The sequence below is a fragment of the Streptomyces sp. NPDC038280 genome (genome assembly GCF_055600045.1).
This window is the reverse complement of sequence record NZ_JBVJYZ010000001.1, coordinates 751,986-769,701: the sequence shown is the minus strand read 5'-3', so window position 1 is coordinate 769,701 and position 17,716 is coordinate 751,986. Positions and strand designations below refer to the sequence as shown.

Genomic DNA, 17,716 nt, shown 5'->3' with positions numbered 1-17,716 from the left:
CGGGTCAGCTCCCGATCACCGCGCCCGCCCACGCGCCGACGATCACCAGGCAGGCGACGAGCTCCACCAGCACGCTTGCGCCGGACGCCCGCATCACGTTCCTCATGGACGCGACCGCCTGGCCGTGGCCGCCCAGACGCCGGCGCTCGCAGAGGTAGATTCCGCCGACATAACCGGGGACGGCCCCCACCACCGGAAGCAACAGAAATCCGATCAGCGCCCCCAGACCGGCGAACGCCACCATCCTCCGGGTGATCCCGATCCCGCGGATCCTGCGGGGCGGCAGCTGCCATACGACCACCTGGGTGACCAGCAGCAACACCGTCGATCCGACCAGCAGCCCCCAGGCCAGGCCCGTCTGCTCGTGCAGCGACCACCACAGCACCGCCGACCACACCAGCCATGAGCCCGGCACGCCGGGGACGAGCACCCCGACCAGGCCGAGCAGCATCACCAGTCCGATCAGAAGGAGCTGCCACACACCCATCTGTCAAGCGTGCAGGAACGCACCCGTCCCCGCTCACCGGCCCCGGTGTCGCTCGCCCGGGCGTCGCCCCCCGGCCCCGCGGGCCGCTCAGACCCGGGCGACCCAGCCCTTCTCGTACGCGTGCCAGCCCAGCTGCAGCCGGGTCGAGACCCCGGCCAGTTCCATCAGCCCCTTCACCCGGCGCTGCACGGTCCGCAGACCCAGCTCCAGCTGCTTCGCGACGCTCGCGTCCGTCAGCCCCGCCAGCAGCAGCGACAGGATCTGCAGATCGACGGCGTCCGGTGCGGGGCGGTCCTCCCACGCCACCTGGCCGCCCGTGCCCAGCCGCAGGGGCAGGGCCTCGCGCCACACCGCCTCGAAGAGGCCCATCAGCGACTCGAGCAGCCCGCTCGCGTGGACGACCAGCGCCGCGGGCTCCGCTCCCCGGCCGGTCAGCGGCACCATCGCGAGCGCCCGGTCGGCCACGACCAGCCTCGTCGGCACCTGGTCGACGACCCGGACCTGCTCGTCGCGGCTGAGGGCCGCCGACAGTTCGACGAGCCCGGTGGGCGAGGTCAGCACCTCGCGTTCGAGCACCACCCGGTATCCGACGCCCCGGTTCGAAGGCCGCTCCTCGGCCACGTTGTCCATCCCGGTGACCGCGATCGGCCTGCCCGTCACCAGGGCGCAGACCTCCTCCGTCGCACCCAGCTGGAGCTGGAGGAAACGGTGCGCGACCGCGCTCGCGCCGGTCACCACCTCGACCAGGTCGTGCACGGCCGGCTCCGCCGCCTCGGCGCGGTACTCCTCGGCCAGCAGTACGGCCGCCAGCTCGGCCTGCTCCAGTTCGTGGCGCTGCTGCGTCAGCAGAGCGCCCAGCGCCACCGCCGGCGGCGCCGCCACCCAGCGCCCGGTGCGGGACGAGGACTGCGCGGCCAGGCCCTGCGACTCCAGCCGACGCAGCGCGCGCTCCGTCTCCGTCTCCGGCAGGGCCAGCCGGTGCGCCAGATCGGCGACCTCGGCCGCGCCCAGCGCGACCAGCGCGCGATACGCGGATTCCTGGCGTTCGTCGAGACCAATCGCACTCAGCACCGCTGCCCCACCCCTCACCGGACGATCTCGTTCCACCACGCAGTGGCGGGAATCGGCCACGGCGCATTCCCGCCTCGGCCATCATCCCTGTACTACCCGTTCCTCTGCCAATGTGGCGCCACCGCAGCACCAACAGCCTCCGTACATGCGCCCTTTGTGGGCTCCTGGGGCGGAATCACCTGGGGAGAGCGATGCGCCCGATATCGCGTACGGCGCGGGGAGCGGCGACCGCCGCCGCCCCGGCCGCCGTCACCGCGCTCGCGCCGTCCGTGGCCGCCCGGCCGCCGGTACCCGAGCACCGGCCTGGCCGGCGGCGTCGGCCTCCCCGTCCACCCTGCGCGCCGACGGTCAGGAGCTCGGCAGCAGCGGTCATCCGTTCGGAGTTTTCGACGTGCCGTCCGGCAAGCGGACATATGAGCTGGAGCAGCGGACCACGAAGATCGGCAGCGGGGTGTGGAACCGCTCCACCGCCGTCAACTCCCTCTGGAAATGCACCTCCCAGCTCGATGAGAGCGTCTACTCTCAGGGCATTCCGATTCTGTTCCCCCGGTACGACCTGCCGGAGGACGGCCTCAAAACCCTCGCCGCGGCGGACGGGCAGACGATCGGCCTGACCGTGACGGGCCACGCGGGCCACACGCCCGGCGCCCTCACCCCGGCCACGCTCGCGTACTCCTACGACGGTGGCGCGACCTGGACCGACGCGAAGGTCTCGCAGCGCGCCGGGCGGTGGACCGCGCCCGTGAACCACAAGGGCGCGGCGGCAGGCCTGTCACCCTGAGAACCGAACTGACGGACGCTCATGGCGCCTCCGTCACCCAGACCGTGGTCCGCGCTTACGACGTGCGCTGATCACGCCGGTCCGCCGGGCGTCCTTCCCGTGGGGGGTGGGGTCGTCCGGCGGACTACTTTTTCCGCCGCTTTTTCCGGATGCCCCGTTTTCGTACGCCCCTCGCGGTGGACAATAAGGGCATGAGTCAGCAGGGGGAGAGGCAGCCCACCGGCGCGGACGACTGGTGGGACAAGCTGTACGACGACGCCGCGCCGGACACGGGTGCGGGCGCGCTGCCCGGACCGGCCGCCGGCGCGGGTCCCGGTGACACCCTCGACGACCGCTTCGGCTCGGCGTCCGAGACCGTGAAGGGCCCCGGCCCCCGCCAGGACGGCCAGGACGGCCCGGAACCGCAAGGATTCGGCGAGCCGTTGGGGCCGGGAGAAGTGGCGGCGGCCGAGCCGGACGAAGCCGCCCGCCCCCGCGCCTGGTGGGAACACGACGCCCTGTCGGCCACGGCCCCACCGGCTCCCGTACAACCGCCCGCACGGCCCTGGGCGGAAAGGCCGCGCGCACCGTGGGAGCCCCCGGAGCCGTCCGTCGGACCCCGCGCCTTCGCCGACCCCCCGACCGCACCGCCGCCCGCCCCGCCCGCGGCCGCACCTGCCACACCCGCCGACCCACCCCCGGACCCGCCCGCCGCGCCGCCCCGGCCGGCCGGCCCGCCGGTGGCCGAGACGCCTCCGCCGCCACACCGGGCTCCCACGGCCCCCGAACCCCCCACCGTCGCCTCGGTACCACCACCCCGTACGGGCCATGTCGGTGACGGACCGCCCACCTACGCGCCCGAGCCCACCGCCCTGCCCCTGGCGCGACCGCACGAACTGGGGGAGCTGGTCGCCGACACGGTGCTCGACGGTGCGCGGTACGGCACGTACACACTGCGCGCCGCCTCCGTCCGCGGGGACTCCGCGCGCTACCGCGGCCAGCCGCGCCGGGACTCGCTCATCACCGCGCGCTTCGGTGAAGGCGCCGCCGCGCTGGTGCTCGTCGCTCTGGCGAGCGGGACACGCGCGGCCGAAGGCGCCCATCTCGCCGCCGCCGACGCCTGCCGCTGGATCGGCGAGGCGGTGGGCCGCAGCCACATCCGGCTCTCCGAGGACATCCGGGCCGGCCGCCGGGGCGACCTCAAGTCGGGACTGCACCGACTCACCGACCGTTCCTTCGGCAGGCTGCGCGCCCGCGCCGCCGAACTCGGTGTCGCACCGGAGGAGTACACCGCCAGCCTGCGGTGCCTGCTCCTGTCGGCCGACCCCGAGTGCCGCACACGTGTCTTCTTCGGCGTCGGCGAGGGCGGACTCTTCCGGCTGCGCGACGGTGCCTGGCAGGACCTGGAGCCGCGGGTCGCCGAGCCGGCGGCCGTCAGGGGCGAGCCCGTGGTCGGCTACGGCTCGCCGCCGCCCGGCGCGCCGTCCCAGGCGCGGCCCGACGCCGGGCCCGACGCACGGGCCGGGGCGCAGGGGCCGCACGATGAGCGGCTGACCATGGACCTGGGCATCACCACATCCCCGTCCCCCTACGTCGAGGCCCCGCTGCCGCCTCCGTCCGAACCGTTCCGCTTCCGTGCCTCGGTGGCCCGCCCCGGCGACACGTTGCTGCTGGCGGGCCACGGCCTCGCCGAGCCGCTGCGCGGCGAGCCCGCCCTCGCGGAGGAGCTGGCCGAGCGGTGGGCGACCCGGGAGCCGCCGGGCCTGGCCGCCTTCCTCGCGGACACCCAGCTCAGGGTGAAGGGGTACTCCGACGACCGTACGGGTGTCGCAGTCTGGGAGGCGTAATGTCACACGTCATGGGTTGATGGATCCATGGCCAAGCAGAATGTGGCAGAACAGTTCGTCGACATCCTCGTCCGCGCCGGAGTGCGGCGGATGTACGGAGTTGTCGGCGACAGCCTGAACCCCGTCGTCGATGCCATCCGCCGCACACCCGCCATCGACTGGGTCCAGGTCCGGCACGAGGAGGTCGCCGCCTTCGCCGCCGCCGCCGAGGCGCAGATCACCGGCAGGCTCGCGGCCTGCGCGGGATCGTGCGGCCCGGGAAACCTCCATCTGATCAACGGACTCTACGACGCCCACCGCTCGATGGCCCCCGTCCTGGCGCTCGCCTCCCACATCCCCTCCAGCGAGATCGGTCTCGGCTACTTCCAGGAGACCCACCCGGAGCAGCTCTTCCGCGAGTGCAGCCACTACAACGAGATGATCTCCAACCCGCAGCAGATGCCCCGGCTGCTCCAGACGGCGATCCAGCACGCGATCGGCCGGGGCGGCGTCAGCGTGGTGACCCTGCCCGGCGACCTCGCCTCCCAGCCGGCCCCCGAGGCGTCCGTGGAGCACGCACTGGTCACCACACGCCCGACGGTGCGGCCCGGCGACGCCGAGATCGAGGCGCTGACACGGATGATCGACGACGCCGACAAGGTGACATTGTTCTGTGGCAGCGGAACGGCCGGTGCCCACGCCGAGGTCATGCAGTTCGCCGAGCGCGTCAAGTCCCCGGTGGGGCACGCCCTCCGGGGCAAGGAATGGATTCAGTACGACAATCCGTTCGATGTCGGCATGAGCGGACTGCTCGGCTACGGCGCCGCCTACGAGGCCACCCACGAGTGCGACCTGCTGATCCTGCTCGGCACCGACTTTCCGTACAACGCCTTCCTTCCGGACGACGTCACGATCGTCCAGGTCGACGTCCGCCCGGAACACCTCGGCCGCCGCTCCAAACTGGACCTGGCCGTCTGGGGAGACGTGCGCGAGACCCTGCGCTGCCTCATCCCGCGCGTGCGGGAGAAGACCAGCCGGAAGTTCCTCGACAAGATGCTGAAGAAGCACGCGGACGCCCTCGAAGGCGTGGTCAAGGCCTACACCCGCAAGGTGGACAAGCACGTTCCGATCCACCCCGAGTACGTCGCCTCCGTCCTGGACGAACTGGCCGACGACGACGCCGTGTTCACCGTCGACACCGGGATGTGCAACGTCTGGGCGGCCCGCTATCTCTCGCCCAACGGGCGCCGGCGGATCATCGGATCCTTCAGCCACGGCTCGATGGCCAACGCCCTGCCGCACGCGATCGGCGCCCAGTTCGCCGATCGCGGACGGCAGGTCGTCTCCATGTCGGGCGACGGCGGGTTCTCCATGCTGATGGGCGACTTCCTCACCCTCGTCCAACACGACCTGCCGGTGAAGATCGTGCTTTTCAACAACTCCTCCCTCGGCATGGTCGAGTTGGAGATGCTGGTGGCCGGACTTCCCTCGTACGGCACCCACAACCAGAACCCGGACTTCGCCGCGATCGCCCGGGCGGCCGGGGCGTACGGCGTCCGCGTCGAGAAGCCCAAGCAGCTCGCCGGCGCGCTGAAGGACGCCTTCAGACACAAGGGACCCGCGCTGGTCGACGTGGTCACCGACCCGAACGCCCTGTCCATTCCGCCGAAGATCCGCGCCGACATGGTCACCGGGTTCGCTCTCTCCGCCAGCAAGATCGTCCTCGACGGTGGCGTCGGCCGCATGCTCCAGATGGCCCGCTCCAACCTGCGTAACGTCCCCCGCCTTTGAGGACCGGATGGCCTCCGGGGGCGCCTTGAGCGTCTGCCTACGCAGGTGCCGGGGTGAGCCGCAGGGTGAGGATCTGGAAGGGCCGCAGCCGCAGGACCACCCCGCCGTCCGCTCGGTCGGCGGCGTGCTGCGGCCGTTCCAGCAGGTCGGTGACCTCGGCGCGCGCCACGGGGAAGGACGTCCTGAGTGTCGCCTCCGCCCGGGTCCCGGCCGACTCGTAGAGCCGTACGACCACATCGCCGCTCCGGTCGTCCGCGAGCTTCACGGACTCCACGGTCACCGCAGGATGTCCCGTGTCGACCAGCGGGGGGCGCGCGGGTACCGCGGACGCGACCCGCAGCGGCAGATTGAGCGCCAGGCCCTCCCGTACCGCGTCGGTCGTCGAACCGCCCGGCATCAGCGCGTAGGTGAAGCGGTGCCGGCCCAGATCGGTGTGGGGATCCGGGCTGTGCGGCGCCCGCAGCAGGGTCAGACGGACGGTCGTGCCCAGACCCTCGTCGTGCGGAGCGCGGGTGACGTCATGACCGTACGTCGAGTCGTTGAGCAGCGCGACGCCGTAGCCGGGCTCGGCCACACGCAGCCAGCGGTGGGCGCAGATCTCGAACCGGGCGGCGTCCCAGCCGGTGTTGACATGGGTCGGCCGGTGGACATGACCGAACTGGATCTCGGCGGTCGACCGTTCCGCGTGCACATCGAGGGGGAAGGCTGCCTTCAGTACCTTCTCGGACTCCTGCCAGTCGATGTCCGTGACGACGTCGAGCCGGCCGCTGCCACGCGACAGGACGGTGTCCTGAACGATCCGGGAGGCCCCGAAGCCGCGCACCACGCGCACCACCGCGCGCAGGGGCCCCTCCTCCACCAGGGAGACGGAGTCGACGGCCGTGAGATCGGTGTGGCTGCGCCGGTAGTGCTTGTCGATGTCCCAGGCGTCCCAGTGGTTGGGGTGGTCGGGGTGCAGTTGAAGGAGGTTGCCCCGGCCGCCGGGGGTGAGCACCTCGCGGCCGGCCCGCAGATCCCGTACGGACGCCAGCAGCCCCTCGTGGTCGACGACGACCCGCAGAAGACCGTTGTCGAGGACGAGTCCCTCGTGGGCGCTCCGGCCCACCGTGACGGGCGGGGGAGCGGTGTGCGGATCGGCGTCACCTCCCGGCCGCACGGGGGCACTGCCGAGCGCCGGGACCCGCACCAGCACGGGACCCTCGCTCTCGAGGTCGACCACCTCCGCCCGCGCGTACGGCGAGGTGTTGAGCACCCCCGGCGCCGCACCCGTACCGCCCAGCGCGGACACTGCCGCCCGGGTGATCCCCTCGAGCTCCTCCCGCACCCGGGCATATGTCTCGCGCGCTTCGCGGTGCACCCAGGCGATCGACGAGCCGGGCAGGATGTCGTGGAACTGGTGCAGCAGGACGGTCTTCCAGATCCGGTCGAGATCGTCGTACGGATACGCGTAGGCGGAGGCGCCCGCGTCCGGCGGGGCGTCCGCAGAGGCGTGACGAGACCCGTCGGGTGAGGCGTCCCGACGGGAGTGACCGGCCGTGTGCAGGGCCGCCGCCGTGGCCCACAACTCCGCCTCCCGCAGCAGGTGCTCCGCACGCCGGTTGCCCTGCTTCGTCTTCGCCTGCGTGGTGTACGTCGCCCGGTGCAGCTCCAGGTACAGCTCCCCGGACCACACCGGCGCCTGAGCCCCGTACTCCTCCCGCGCCGCCCTGAAGAACACCGAAGGACGCTCGATGCTCACCCTCGGCGAGCCTTCCAGATCCCGCAGCCGGCGCGCCTTCTCCACCATCTCCCGGGTCGGGCCGCCACCGCCGTCGCCCCAGCCGAACGGGACCAGCGACCGGGTGGCGCGCCCCTTGTCGGCGAAGTTCCTCTCCGCGTGGGCCAGTTCGCGGCCGTGGAGCTGGGAGTTGTAGGTGTCCACCGGGGGGAAGTGGGTGAACACGCGGGTCCCGTCGATGCCCTCCCACCAGAACGTGTGGTGCGGCATCCTGTTGGACTGGTTCCACGACAGCTTCTGCGTGAGGAACCACCGCACGCCCGCGAGCTTCGCCAACTGCGGGAACGCGGCCGTGTAGCCGAAGGAGTCCGGCAGCCAGATCTCCTCCGTCTCCACCCCAAGCTCCTGTGCGAAGAACCGCTTTCCGTGCGTGATCTGACGGGCCAGCGCCTCCCCGCCCGGCATGTTCGCGTCGGACTCCACCCACATCGAGCCCACCGGCGCCCAGTTGCCCGTCGCCACGGCGGACGTGATCCGCTCCCAGATGCGCGGCTGGTGTTCCTTCACCCACGCGTACTGCTGCGCCTGCGAGCAGGCGAAGACCAGCTCGGGGTACTCGCCCGCGAGCGCGGTCACGTTGGCGAAGGTCCGGGACGCCTTCCGCACGGTCTCGCGCAGCGGCCAGAGCCATGCCGAGTCGATGTGGGCGTGACCGGCCGCCGAGATCCGGTGGGAGCTCGGTTCCGCCCGCCGGGACAGGGCGTCCGTCAGCCGGGCGCGCGCGGCTCCCGCCGTACCGGCCACATCGTGCAGATCGAGCCCGTCGAGCATGTCCTCCAGCGCCCGCAGGATCTCGTGGCGGCGCGACCGGTCCTCCGGGAGCTCCCGCATCAGCTCGGAGAGCACCTCGATGTCGAGGATCAGGTGCCACACCTCTTCATCGAGTACGGCGAGTTCGGCAGCGGCGAATCGGTACAACGGCCTGTTCCCCGCGGTCAGTACGTCTCCGAGGACGGTCGGTTCGAAGTCGCGCAGGACCGCCGGGTTCGCCGCCGCCTCCAGCAGCAGGTCGACAAATTCCCCGCCGCGTGCGGGCGCGGCGACGGGGACGTAGCGGTTGCGGGGGTGGATGCCCTTGAGCGGGACGCCGTCACGGTCGTGGACGAGCCCTTCGGCCTGGAAGCCGGGCCCGTCGCCGGTGAAACCCGGGTCGACGACCGCCTCCACGCGGCGCCCGGCCCACGCCTCGGGCACGGTGCCGCGCATCCGGAACCAGCTGGTGGACCAAGGGGCGCCCCACGCCGTGCCGGGCTCGAACGGGCTGTAGGTCGCCCGAAGCGCCTCGGCCACCGGGACCGGTTCGCCCGGCGCGTGCCAGACGGTGAGGGTGAGCGGAACCCGGTCCGCGTACTGCGCTGGGCGGATGAACCGGCCCAGGGCGCGCTCCAGGCGCGCCTCCACCTGCGGGCGGTCGTCATGCATCGCGGGCCTCACTCTCTCGCACGGGGGGCGTACTGCCGAGTGATGACTTACCCCGATGCATCCGCTTTGACGGTTCTCCATGAATGGCGGCCTCTGGGCGGGGCATGCATCCCGGGAGTTCGTTCGAAGCGAGAAGGGTCGAAACGACGTGCGGGTGGGGGATATGAGCAGGCAGTCGACCCAATGGCGCCGCAGAGTGGGGTGCTCGGAATTATCGGCGGTGCGGGAGGTGAGAAGTGCTCTGCGCGACATGCTGCGGCACTGGGGCGAACCAGGCACAGGTGATGTCGCGGAGCTGCTCGCCACGGAGCTCGTGACCAACGCGCTGATACACACCGCTCACGGCGCCGAGGTCACCGCCACCGTGGAACCCGGCGCCCTGCGCGTGGAAGTGCGGGACTTCGTCCCGGGTCTCCCCGAGCCGTCCCACGTACCGCACGCCGACGACGGTACGCACGGCAGGGGGCTTCTGCTGGTGCAGGCGCTCGCCGACGCCTGGGGCGTGCGCCCCCAGGCCATGGGCAAGGTGGTCTGGTTCGAACTGGGCGGCGGGCCCGCCTCGGTCGGCTGAGCCCGCCGCCCAGTTCGGAGTCGTACCCACGGCGTCGGGCTGTCCGGCCGTGGGCGGTGTCGGGGACCGTCAGCCGAACTGCTGCTCCAGATCCTTGAGCTTGCGCTCCAGGGAGTCGAGCCGGGGCAGCGTCTGGGTGTCGTCCTCGGCGGTGAGGTCCACCGTCCGGGGTTCATTTCCCCTGACGGCCTGGAGGGAGGGCCGGGGTCGAAGCGGCAGTTGTCCGGGGTCCGCTATGGCGGGCTCCGCGACAGGCGACCCCACGGCCGACGTCGCGGAGCCCGCTGCGGAGTTCAGCGCCTGGACCTCGACCTGACGGCCGCCGCCGCGGCCGATGCCCCAGGCCCGGTTCTGCCGGCTGAGTGCCTTGAAGTGTGCCCGGTCCAGCTTGTCCTGCTCGCGCCTGCGGTGCCGGTTCCGCTCCTTCTCGCGCCGGTCCTCGCGGACCTCGTCGACCGCCTCGTCCAGCGTCCGTACGCCTTCGAGGAGCATCAACGACCAGGCGCCGAAGGTCTCCCGGGGCGCCCGGAGCCACCGTACGATCCGGATCTGCGGCAGCGGACGGGGCACCAGGCCCTGTTCGCGCAGCGCGGCACGGCGGGTCTGCTTCAGCGCGCGGTCGAAGAGGACCGCGGCCGAGAGCGACATGCCGGCGAAGAACTGCGGCGCGCCCGCGTGGCCGAGGCCCCGGGGGGCGTGCACCCAGTTGAACCAGGCGGCGGCGCCGGCGAACGTCCAGACGAGGAGCCGGGAGCCGAGGGCCGCGTCGCCGTGGCTGGCCTCGCGGACCGCGAGCACCGAGCAGAACATGGCCGCGCCGTCGAGTCCGAAGGGGACGAGATACTCCCATCCGCCGGTCAGATTGAGGTTCTGCCGGCCGAAGCCGACCAGCCCGTGGAAGGAGAGAGCGGCGGCGACCGCCGCACAGCAGAAGAGAAGCAGATACGAGGCGGTTCCGTAGACCGCCTCCTTGCGCCTGCGGCGCTCCTCGCTGCGTTCCCAGGTGTCGTCGGCCGCGGCCTGGTCACCGGCGCGCTTGCCGCGCGCGAGCACCGCCACCGCCGTCAGGACTCCGGCGAGCATCACGCCGCCCGGAAGCAGCCAGTCCAGCGATATGTCGGTCAGTCTCATGCGGTGTCCCTTGCATCGCAGTGGGGCGGTTCGGCGGCCCATACTGGCCGAAGCCCGACGGCCCTCAAGGGGTTTCGGAGCAAGAGAACGCCATTGAGGCGACAAGGCATACGAATAGGTGCGATCTGGTCGAACTGCGTTACGGGCGAGCCGAGTTGAGTTCGATTTAAGTCACCCGCACGAGTGGCGTGGCGATCACGCGGTCGCGCTGAGCCTGCGGATCCGCTCCGCGTCACAGGTGCGGGGGCACGTCACGCACGTGTCCTCGGGTCGCAGTGTGTAGAAGAGACAGCAGCCGGCCCGGTCCCGGGTGAGCAGCGAGGCGCCGTCCGGCCCGGTCAGTTCCCGGAAGCCCGCCGTACCCACATAGGGCTTGGTCGTCCCCGGCAGGAGCAGCTCCAGCTCGGACATCGCCCGGCGCTCCTCGCCCAGCAGATGGGCGATGTACCAGAGCCCCTCGACGATCTCGTCCGTCGCCATGCCCCACAGCGCGCGCCTGCCGCGCCGCATCCGGGGACCGAAGCCGCCGAGGACCGGCTCGAAGTGCTCGGCGAGCGCCGCCCGCGCCTCGGCGTGCAACGCCTCCTCGTCGGGGACGACCCGGGCGCCGGGCAGCTGGGCCGCCGGGTCCTCGGGAAGGCAGGCGAAGGCGTCGATCCGTACGGTCATCCGGCCGAGCGTCCGCTGGAAGGCGACGGCCTCGACGGGGACCCGGGGCACCCGGCGGTCAAGGAACCAGGGGACCGTGATCAGCAGGCAGGCGGGCCAGGCGTAGCGGTGCAGACCGAAGCTCGCCACCACGTCGGGGCGTGCCTGCCGGCCGTAGTCCCGGAGCACCTGCGCGTTGTCCCAGGCGAGGAAGGCGTCCAGGGCGGGGCCGCCGGCCGCCAGCTCGTCCGCGCCGACCCAGCCCCCGCCGCGCGGGGCCTGCTCACCGTCGGCCAGCTCCCGCACGCGCAGCCCGGGGAACGCCTCGGTGAGGCGTGCGTACGCGGACGCGACTGGGGAGGTGAGAGCGACGGGAGGGGCGGGGAGCAGGGCGGGAGTCGACATGCACGGGACCACCGAATCGCGATCGTTTGCAGGTTAGCCTTACCTTACCCGATGCGTTCGAGGTTTGAACTGAGGCCCTGTCCGCCTATGGTGCACGGGAGGCCCCCGCACCGTGAGGGGGGCCGGTACGAAGCCTCAGGAGGACCCGGGTGGAGCAGGGCGGAGCGCGCGAGAGGGCGGCGGAGCCGCCGTACGCGCAGACTGCCGCGCCCGTGAGCGCCCCGGCCACCTGCTCGGCACGGCCCGCGGACGACGAGGGCGCCGGGGTGCGGCACGCGGAGGCGCGTCCGACGGGCGGCGACTCCATACGGGTGCCGGAGCAGGCGCGCGGCGAGCACACCCACAGCGAGCCCCCCGCCCCCGGGAGCGCCCCGAGGCTCGTCCAGCGGCACTCCGTCCGCGGCCAGATCCTGCGGGCCCTGCGCACCGCCCTCGTCGGCGGCGAGCTGGTCCCCGGCGAGGTCTACTCCGCCCCCGTGCTCGGCGAACGCTTCGGAGTCTCCGCGACCCCGGTGCGCGAGGCGATGCAGCAGCTCGCGATCGAGGGCGCCGTGGAGGTCGTACCGAACCGGGGCTTCCGCGTCATCCGCCGCACCCCCCGCGACCTCGCCGAGCTGGCCGAGGTCCGCGCCCTGATCGAGGTCCCGGTGATGCTGCGGCTCGCCCGGACCGTCCCCGCCGCCCGCTGGTGCGAACTGCGCCCACTGGCCGACGCGACGGCCGCGGCCGCGGCCCGGGGCGACCGCGCCCACTACGCGGAGACCGATCGCGCCTTCCACCGGGCCGTCCTCTCCCTGGCCGGCAACGACCAGCTCGTCGCGGTCGCCGACGACCTGCACCGCCGTTCCCAATGGCCGCTGATGGCCGCACCCCCCGTCCATCCCGGGCCGACGGCGGGCAGGACCTCGCTCGCCGACCTGGTCGCGGACGCCGCCGAGCACACCGCGCTGCTGGACGCGCTGGTCGCCCAGGATCTGCCGGTGGTCCAGTCCCTCGTACGGGAGCACTTCACCGGAGCGGACGGCTGACGGCCGACCGCCTGGTGGTCCCGCTGGCAGGCCGGAGCGTGCGGGGCGCCGTCTGGGCGCTGGCCAACGGCCTGGGCGTGGTCGCCCGGACCCCGGCCGAACTGCTCTCCGAGCTGCTGGTCTCCACCCCGCGTACGGAACTGGTCCTCACCGAGCTCGCCGCGGCCCGGGATCCTCGGGGGATCGCCCAACTGGCGGAGGCACTACGGGAGATGGGTCATGTCCGGGTCGTCGGCGAGGAGCCGGGCGAGACACCCGAAGGCGAACCGGAGGCGGCTGGGGAAGCGCCGCCCGGGGCGGACACCGCCCCCTGCCTCGACGACCCCGCGGCCGTGTGCGCGGCGGACCCCGTCACCGTCACGGCGGGCTACGAAGCCGGTCCCGGTGACCACGGCGGTCTCCGTACGGCGTGGCTGCGGGCCGGCCAGTCGCTCACCCGGGACCAATCGGCAGCCGCACGCGCCCTCGTCCTGCTGGCCGCCCTCGGAGACGACGCCGACCCCCGGCTGGGCCCCGCTCTCAGGAACATCGCCGCGGAATCGGGGGCCGACGTCGTGTGGGCCCGGCACCGGGGAGATGTGACGCCCCCCTGGCCCGGGCCCGTCGCGGCGCTCGGCACCGTCCCCCAGGTGGACCTGCTCCTGCTGGCCGACGACCTCGGCACCCTGCGCCTCCTGCACGCGGCGGACGCCCACCCGGCCGCCGCTCCCCTCCCGACCGGCCTGCGCCCACGCGCGCTGGCGCCGCTCCCTGACGGCCGCGTGCTGGTCCTCGACGAGCGGGGGCAGGCGCATGCCGTACCCGTCGCCCGGACCGCGCGGGGAGACGGGCCGAGCGGTATGGACCGACTGACGGCCGCGGTGTCGGCGACGCTCGTACGCCACCCCGGAACCACCCTCGCGACGGCCGGCGGCACGGTACTCGTCGGCGACCGCATGGGGTCCGTACACGCCTTCGGGCTCGACGGCGTGCATCAGGCGGCGCTGCACTCCGGCCGGGTCACCGCCCTCGCCGCACTGCCGGGCTCCGGGCGCGCCCCGGGCGTGGCCTGCGCGTACAGCGGCGGCGCCGACGGCATGGTCCGAGGCTGGCCCGTCGGCGACGGCCCCCTGCCGGCCCCGATCACCGAACGCGGCTGTCCGGTCGTCGCCCTGCACGCGGCGGCCACGACCACCGGCTCCGTGCTGGCGATCGGCTGGGGCGACGGTCTGGTCGCGGTCCACCGGCTCGGTGCGGCGGACCCGGCCCTGACCTTCCGCCCCGGCCCGCCGGTACGGGCGGTGGCGGTCCTGCCGGACGCCTCCGTCGCCATCGGCACGGACGAGTCACTGACCGTGCTGCGGCAACGGGTGTGACGACACCCGGAGTTCGGTCAGCGGATCCTGGCGCCGTACACGTGGCCGACCCGCATCGTCATCAGCACCCTGCGGTCGGACACCATCACCGACCGGTACTCGTCCCAGTCCGGGTGCTCCCCGGCGGCGAGCCGGTAGTAGCGCACCAGCGCCTCGACCTCGGGACCGTGGGGGTCGGTCCCCGGGCCGGTGAGCGTCACGGTGCCCTCGGCGGTGGCCCAGGACCCGCCGTCGGGGCTGGTGACCTCCAGCGCCGCCCGCGGGTCCCGCCGCAGGTTGGCCGTCTTGGCTCGCCCCTCGGTCATTGACACGTAAAGGAGCCCGGCCTCCTGATCGTAGAAAGGCATGACGGGGGAGAGCTGAGGCAGGCCGTCCGACTTGATCGTGGCGAGGACACCGAGTCGGCTCTCCCGGAGCAGCGTGCGCGGGTTGAACGGAGTGGCGGTCATGTCCGACACCAAGTCGCCACGGCGCGCCCGCTATTCCCGATGACGAAAAGTCAGGCCGCTGACGAAGGAGCCAGTTGGGGTGCCAGCCAGGTCGGTACGCCGCCGAGGAGCCGGAAGAGCCGGGCCGCCTCCGCCCGCAGCCGGCCCGCCTCCGGTTCCGTCTCGGTGTCGGCGAGCGCGGTGAGCGCCGGGGCCGTCCCGACCAGGTAGCCCAGCTCCTCGCGGATCCGCAGCGACTCCGCGAAGCCGTGCCGGGCCTCCGCCAACTCGCCCTCACGCAGGGCGAGTCCGGACAGGTGGCGCCAGGTGGAGGAGAGCAGCAGCGTGTCGCCCCGGGCCGCCGCGCCCGCGTGTGCGCGGCGGTACGCGGCCCGGGCGGCCTGGGGCGAGTCGCCGAGGTTCTGTGCGATCAGCCCACGGCGCAGGTCCAGCAGCGGCCGGCCCTCACCCTCGGGGGCGATCAGCGCGGCGGCCCGTCCCAGCGCGGCCCGCGCCTCGTCGGCCCGGTCCCGCACCCCGAGGAGCGTCGACGCGTAGGCCAGATAGCCCCGTTCACACGCGGCGGCCCCGCGCTCGTCGTCGCTCTGGGCCACGGCCTCGGCCACCCGCAGCGCTTCCTCCGCCTCGGCCCAGCCCTTCTCCGTGTACAGACACCGCTCGATCAGCAGCGCCGCGCGCTCCAGCGCCGCCGCCGGTTCCGCGGCGTGGGGTGCGAGCAGGGCGGCCGCGTCGGTCCAGCAGCCTCGCGACCGCAGACGCCATATCGCGGTCTCCACGGGGGTCTCCTTGCCGTAGGCAAGGGACGGATCGTCGCCATCCGTTGTTTCGGAACCAGACATGGCGGTATCCGCCACATTGCCCTCCCCGAGCGCGCCATTGAGCTGTTGAGTCAGCTCGCATCTCAGCACGGATGGGCGCGCCGGGCCAAGGGGTCAGGTGAATGAATTCACAATCCCTGGCGGCCGATCGGCGTGCCGACGGCGTTGACGCGGAGTCAACGGCTCGTCGGATCCGCCTCCGCGTTGTCTCCGGGGGAGACAAGTGCCAGGTGGCCGCCTCGTGGGGCGGTGTCGGCGCGCTGAGGGCGGTCACCGGCCGGTCCCCCGTCGAAGAGGGGGATCTTCCGTGGCCGCCCCGGGTGACGGCGGTCAACCCGTCGCCGTGCGATGCCGCGAGCGGTGGGCGGTGCGGGGGTGCGGGGCGCACGCCCCGCGCCCCCGGCCCACCCGCTCGGCCCCACCTCAGCTCATCCGCAGCGCCAGGAAGAAGTCCAGCTTGTCCTCCAGGCGCGACAAGTCGCGGCCCGTCAGTTGCTCGATCCTGCCCACTCGGTAGCGCAGGGTGTTCACATGCAGATGCAGCCGCGTCGCGCACCGCGTCCAGGAGCCGTCGCAGTCGAGGAAGGCCTCCAGCGTCGGGATGAGTTCCGCACGGTGGCGGCGGTCGTAGTCGCGCAGCGGGTCCAGGAGCCGGGCCGTGAAGGCACGGCGGACGTCGTCCGGGACGAAGGGGAGGAGGAGGACGTGGGAGGCCAGTTCGTGGTGGCCCGCGGCGCAGACGCGGCCCGGGCGGGCGGCGGCGACGCGTCGGGCGTGGCGGGCCTCCTCCAGGGCTCCCCGCAGGCCCTCGGCGGAGTGGACGGCGGCGCTGACACCCAGCGTGAGGCGGCCGTCGTCGGCCAGGCCGGACGAGAGCGGGTCACGGACGGCCGCGAGCAGCGCGTCCGCGTGCAGGCCGACCTCTATCGTGTCGCCCTCCTCCTGGTCGGACGGCACGACCGCGGGCAGCGGTACGAGGGCGATGGCCTCGTCGCCGTTGTGCGCGACGGCGATCCGGTCGGCCGACTCGGAGCCGACGGTCGACGGGTCGACGAGGATCTCCTCCAGCAGCGCCTGGGCGACCGGGCCGCTCTCCACGGTCGTGCCGGGCGCGCCCTCCTGGTCCCATTCGACGCGGGCGACGACGACCTGCCAGTGCGGCGCGGTGCCGAGCCCGGGCAGCAGGACCGGCGCCGCGACCCGCAGGCGCGCCGCGATCTCGGCGGGTGCGGCCCCGGTCGTGACCAGTTCGAGGACCTCCTGGGCCAGCCGGCGCCGTACCGTACGGGCCGCGTCGCGCCGGTCGCGTTCGACGGCGATCAGCTGGGTGACGCCCTGCAGGAGGTCGAGCCGGGCCGCGGGCCAGTCGCCCGCGTCGGCCTCGACGGCCAGCAGCCAGTCCGACAGCACGGTCTCGCGGACGTCCCGGGAGGCGGGCGCAGCGCCACGGCCGGTGTTTCGGATCGGGAAGAGCGAGTACGTCGTCCCGCCCATCGACAGCCGGTGCGGGCCACGGCGCCCGGTCCGGGTCGCGGCGAGGTGTTCGCCGGCGAGCCTGGCGCTGAGCCCGGGCTCGAGCGGTTCGCCCGCGCCCGCGATCTGGCGGCCGGTGGGCGAGAGTACCCAGGCCCGGAGATCGAGGTCGGAGCCGAGGAGATCGAGGACGACCTCCGGGCCGCCGCCGGCCGGACCGGAGGTCATCAGCCGCCTGTGGCGATCCACGACGGCCGCCAGGTCCCCGGCCCGTTCGCCCGATACCTGTCGCACCACATGCTCGGTAATCGTTGCGAATGCAACGGACTCGTTGACTGCGAAGAGTGGCAGTCGATGGCGCAAACACGCCTCGACCAGATCATCGGGAATGTCCCCGAGTTCCGCTTCGCCCGCTGCCAGCCCGGCCACCCCGGCGCTGGCCAGGATCCGGACGAACGGCTCGGCGTCCGAGGCGTCGCGCCACCACGCGAGGCCGGTGAGGACCAGCTCGCCGCCGGAAAGATAGCGGCTCGGGTCCCTGAGGTCGGTAGTCATCACGCCACGGACTGTGCGATCGAGCTCGTCCTCACCACCGAGCAGGCGCAGCCCCAGCGCGTCGGTTTCCAGCAGTGCGCGCAGCCGCATCTCGTTGCCGCCGATCTGTCTCGTTGTTGCCGGTGACCCTTGGCCACCGTTTCCGGGGG

14 protein-coding genes are annotated in these 17,716 nt (G+C 73.0%); 6 read left to right on the top strand and 8 right to left on the bottom strand.

Annotated elements, in window-relative coordinates:
* Positions 1-4 precede the first annotated feature (4 nt).
* On the bottom strand, positions 5-487 hold the full coding sequence (locus ACZ7J0_RS03520; RefSeq protein ID WP_470883561.1) for a DUF456 domain-containing protein: 483 nt from the start codon (positions 485-487) through the stop codon (positions 5-7).
* 87 nt (positions 488-574) lie between these two features.
* The gene (locus tag ACZ7J0_RS03515) at positions 575-1,558 is read right to left on the bottom strand and encodes a helix-turn-helix domain-containing protein (protein ID WP_470883559.1); all 984 of its coding nucleotides are present in this window, start codon (positions 1,556-1,558) and stop codon (positions 575-577) included.
* A gap of 145 nt (positions 1,559-1,703) precedes the next feature.
* On the opposite strand from ACZ7J0_RS03515, the gene ACZ7J0_RS03510 reads away from it, so the two are divergent.
* The 3 genes from ACZ7J0_RS03510 (at position 1,704) to ACZ7J0_RS03500 (ending at position 5,935) form a co-directional block, all read left to right on the top strand.
* Complete coding sequence (locus tag ACZ7J0_RS03510) at positions 1,704-2,339, top strand: hypothetical protein (protein ID WP_470883558.1); 636 nt, start codon at positions 1,704-1,706, stop codon at positions 2,337-2,339.
* 191 nt (positions 2,340-2,530) lie between these two features.
* On the top strand, positions 2,531-4,165 hold the full coding sequence (locus tag ACZ7J0_RS03505) for a protein phosphatase 2C domain-containing protein (RefSeq protein ID WP_470883556.1): 1,635 nt from the start codon (positions 2,531-2,533) through the stop codon (positions 4,163-4,165).
* 27 nt (positions 4,166-4,192) lie between these two features.
* Complete coding sequence (locus ACZ7J0_RS03500; protein WP_470883555.1) at positions 4,193-5,935, top strand: pyruvate dehydrogenase; 1,743 nt, start codon at positions 4,193-4,195, stop codon at positions 5,933-5,935.
* 37 nt (positions 5,936-5,972) lie between these two features.
* Here ACZ7J0_RS03500 and ACZ7J0_RS03495 read toward each other — a convergent pair whose 3' ends face one another.
* Positions 5,973-9,134, bottom strand: a complete 3,162-nt coding sequence (locus ACZ7J0_RS03495; RefSeq protein ID WP_470883553.1) for an alpha-mannosidase — start codon at positions 9,132-9,134, stop codon at positions 5,973-5,975.
* A 163-nt stretch (positions 9,135-9,297) separates the two neighbouring features.
* Between ACZ7J0_RS03495 and ACZ7J0_RS03490 the strand changes: the two genes are divergently transcribed.
* A complete protein-coding gene (locus ACZ7J0_RS03490; protein ID WP_470883551.1) occupies positions 9,298-9,705 on the top strand; it encodes an ATP-binding protein in 408 nt (135 codons plus the stop codon).
* 69 nt (positions 9,706-9,774) lie between these two features.
* On the opposite strand, the gene ACZ7J0_RS03485 is transcribed toward ACZ7J0_RS03490, so the two are convergent.
* Together ACZ7J0_RS03485 and ACZ7J0_RS03480 are read right to left on the bottom strand one after the other, a co-directional pair.
* Positions 9,775-10,836, bottom strand: a complete 1,062-nt coding sequence (locus tag ACZ7J0_RS03485) for a DUF2637 domain-containing protein (protein WP_470883549.1) — start codon at positions 10,834-10,836, stop codon at positions 9,775-9,777.
* Between the two features lie 195 nt (positions 10,837-11,031).
* The gene (locus ACZ7J0_RS03480; protein WP_470883548.1) at positions 11,032-11,889 is read right to left on the bottom strand and encodes a (2Fe-2S)-binding protein; all 858 of its coding nucleotides are present in this window, start codon (positions 11,887-11,889) and stop codon (positions 11,032-11,034) included.
* Between the two features lie 149 nt (positions 11,890-12,038).
* Here ACZ7J0_RS03480 and ACZ7J0_RS03475 point away from each other — a divergent pair, with 149 nt between their 5' ends.
* Complete coding sequence (locus tag ACZ7J0_RS03475; protein WP_470883546.1) at positions 12,039-12,917, top strand: GntR family transcriptional regulator; 879 nt, start codon at positions 12,039-12,041, stop codon at positions 12,915-12,917.
* Between the two features lie 38 nt (positions 12,918-12,955).
* Entirely contained in the window at positions 12,956-14,272 is a 1,317-nt protein-coding gene (locus ACZ7J0_RS03470; protein WP_470883544.1) for a WD40 repeat domain-containing protein, read from the top strand.
* Between the two features lie 17 nt (positions 14,273-14,289).
* Here the strand turns inward: ACZ7J0_RS03470 and ACZ7J0_RS03465 are convergent, their stop codons facing one another.
* From ACZ7J0_RS03465 to ACZ7J0_RS03455, 3 genes are all read right to left on the bottom strand, one after another.
* Positions 14,290-14,721 (bottom strand): PPOX class F420-dependent oxidoreductase, encoded by a 432-nt coding sequence (locus tag ACZ7J0_RS03465; RefSeq protein WP_470883542.1) that lies wholly within the window; start codon positions 14,719-14,721, stop codon positions 14,290-14,292.
* A gap of 50 nt (positions 14,722-14,771) precedes the next feature.
* A complete protein-coding gene (locus ACZ7J0_RS03460) occupies positions 14,772-15,560 on the bottom strand; it encodes a hypothetical protein (RefSeq protein WP_470883541.1) in 789 nt (262 codons plus the stop codon).
* A gap of 402 nt (positions 15,561-15,962) precedes the next feature.
* Complete coding sequence (locus ACZ7J0_RS03455; RefSeq protein ID WP_470883539.1) at positions 15,963-17,657, bottom strand: PucR family transcriptional regulator; 1,695 nt, start codon at positions 17,655-17,657, stop codon at positions 15,963-15,965.
* Positions 17,658-17,716 lie beyond the last annotated feature (59 nt).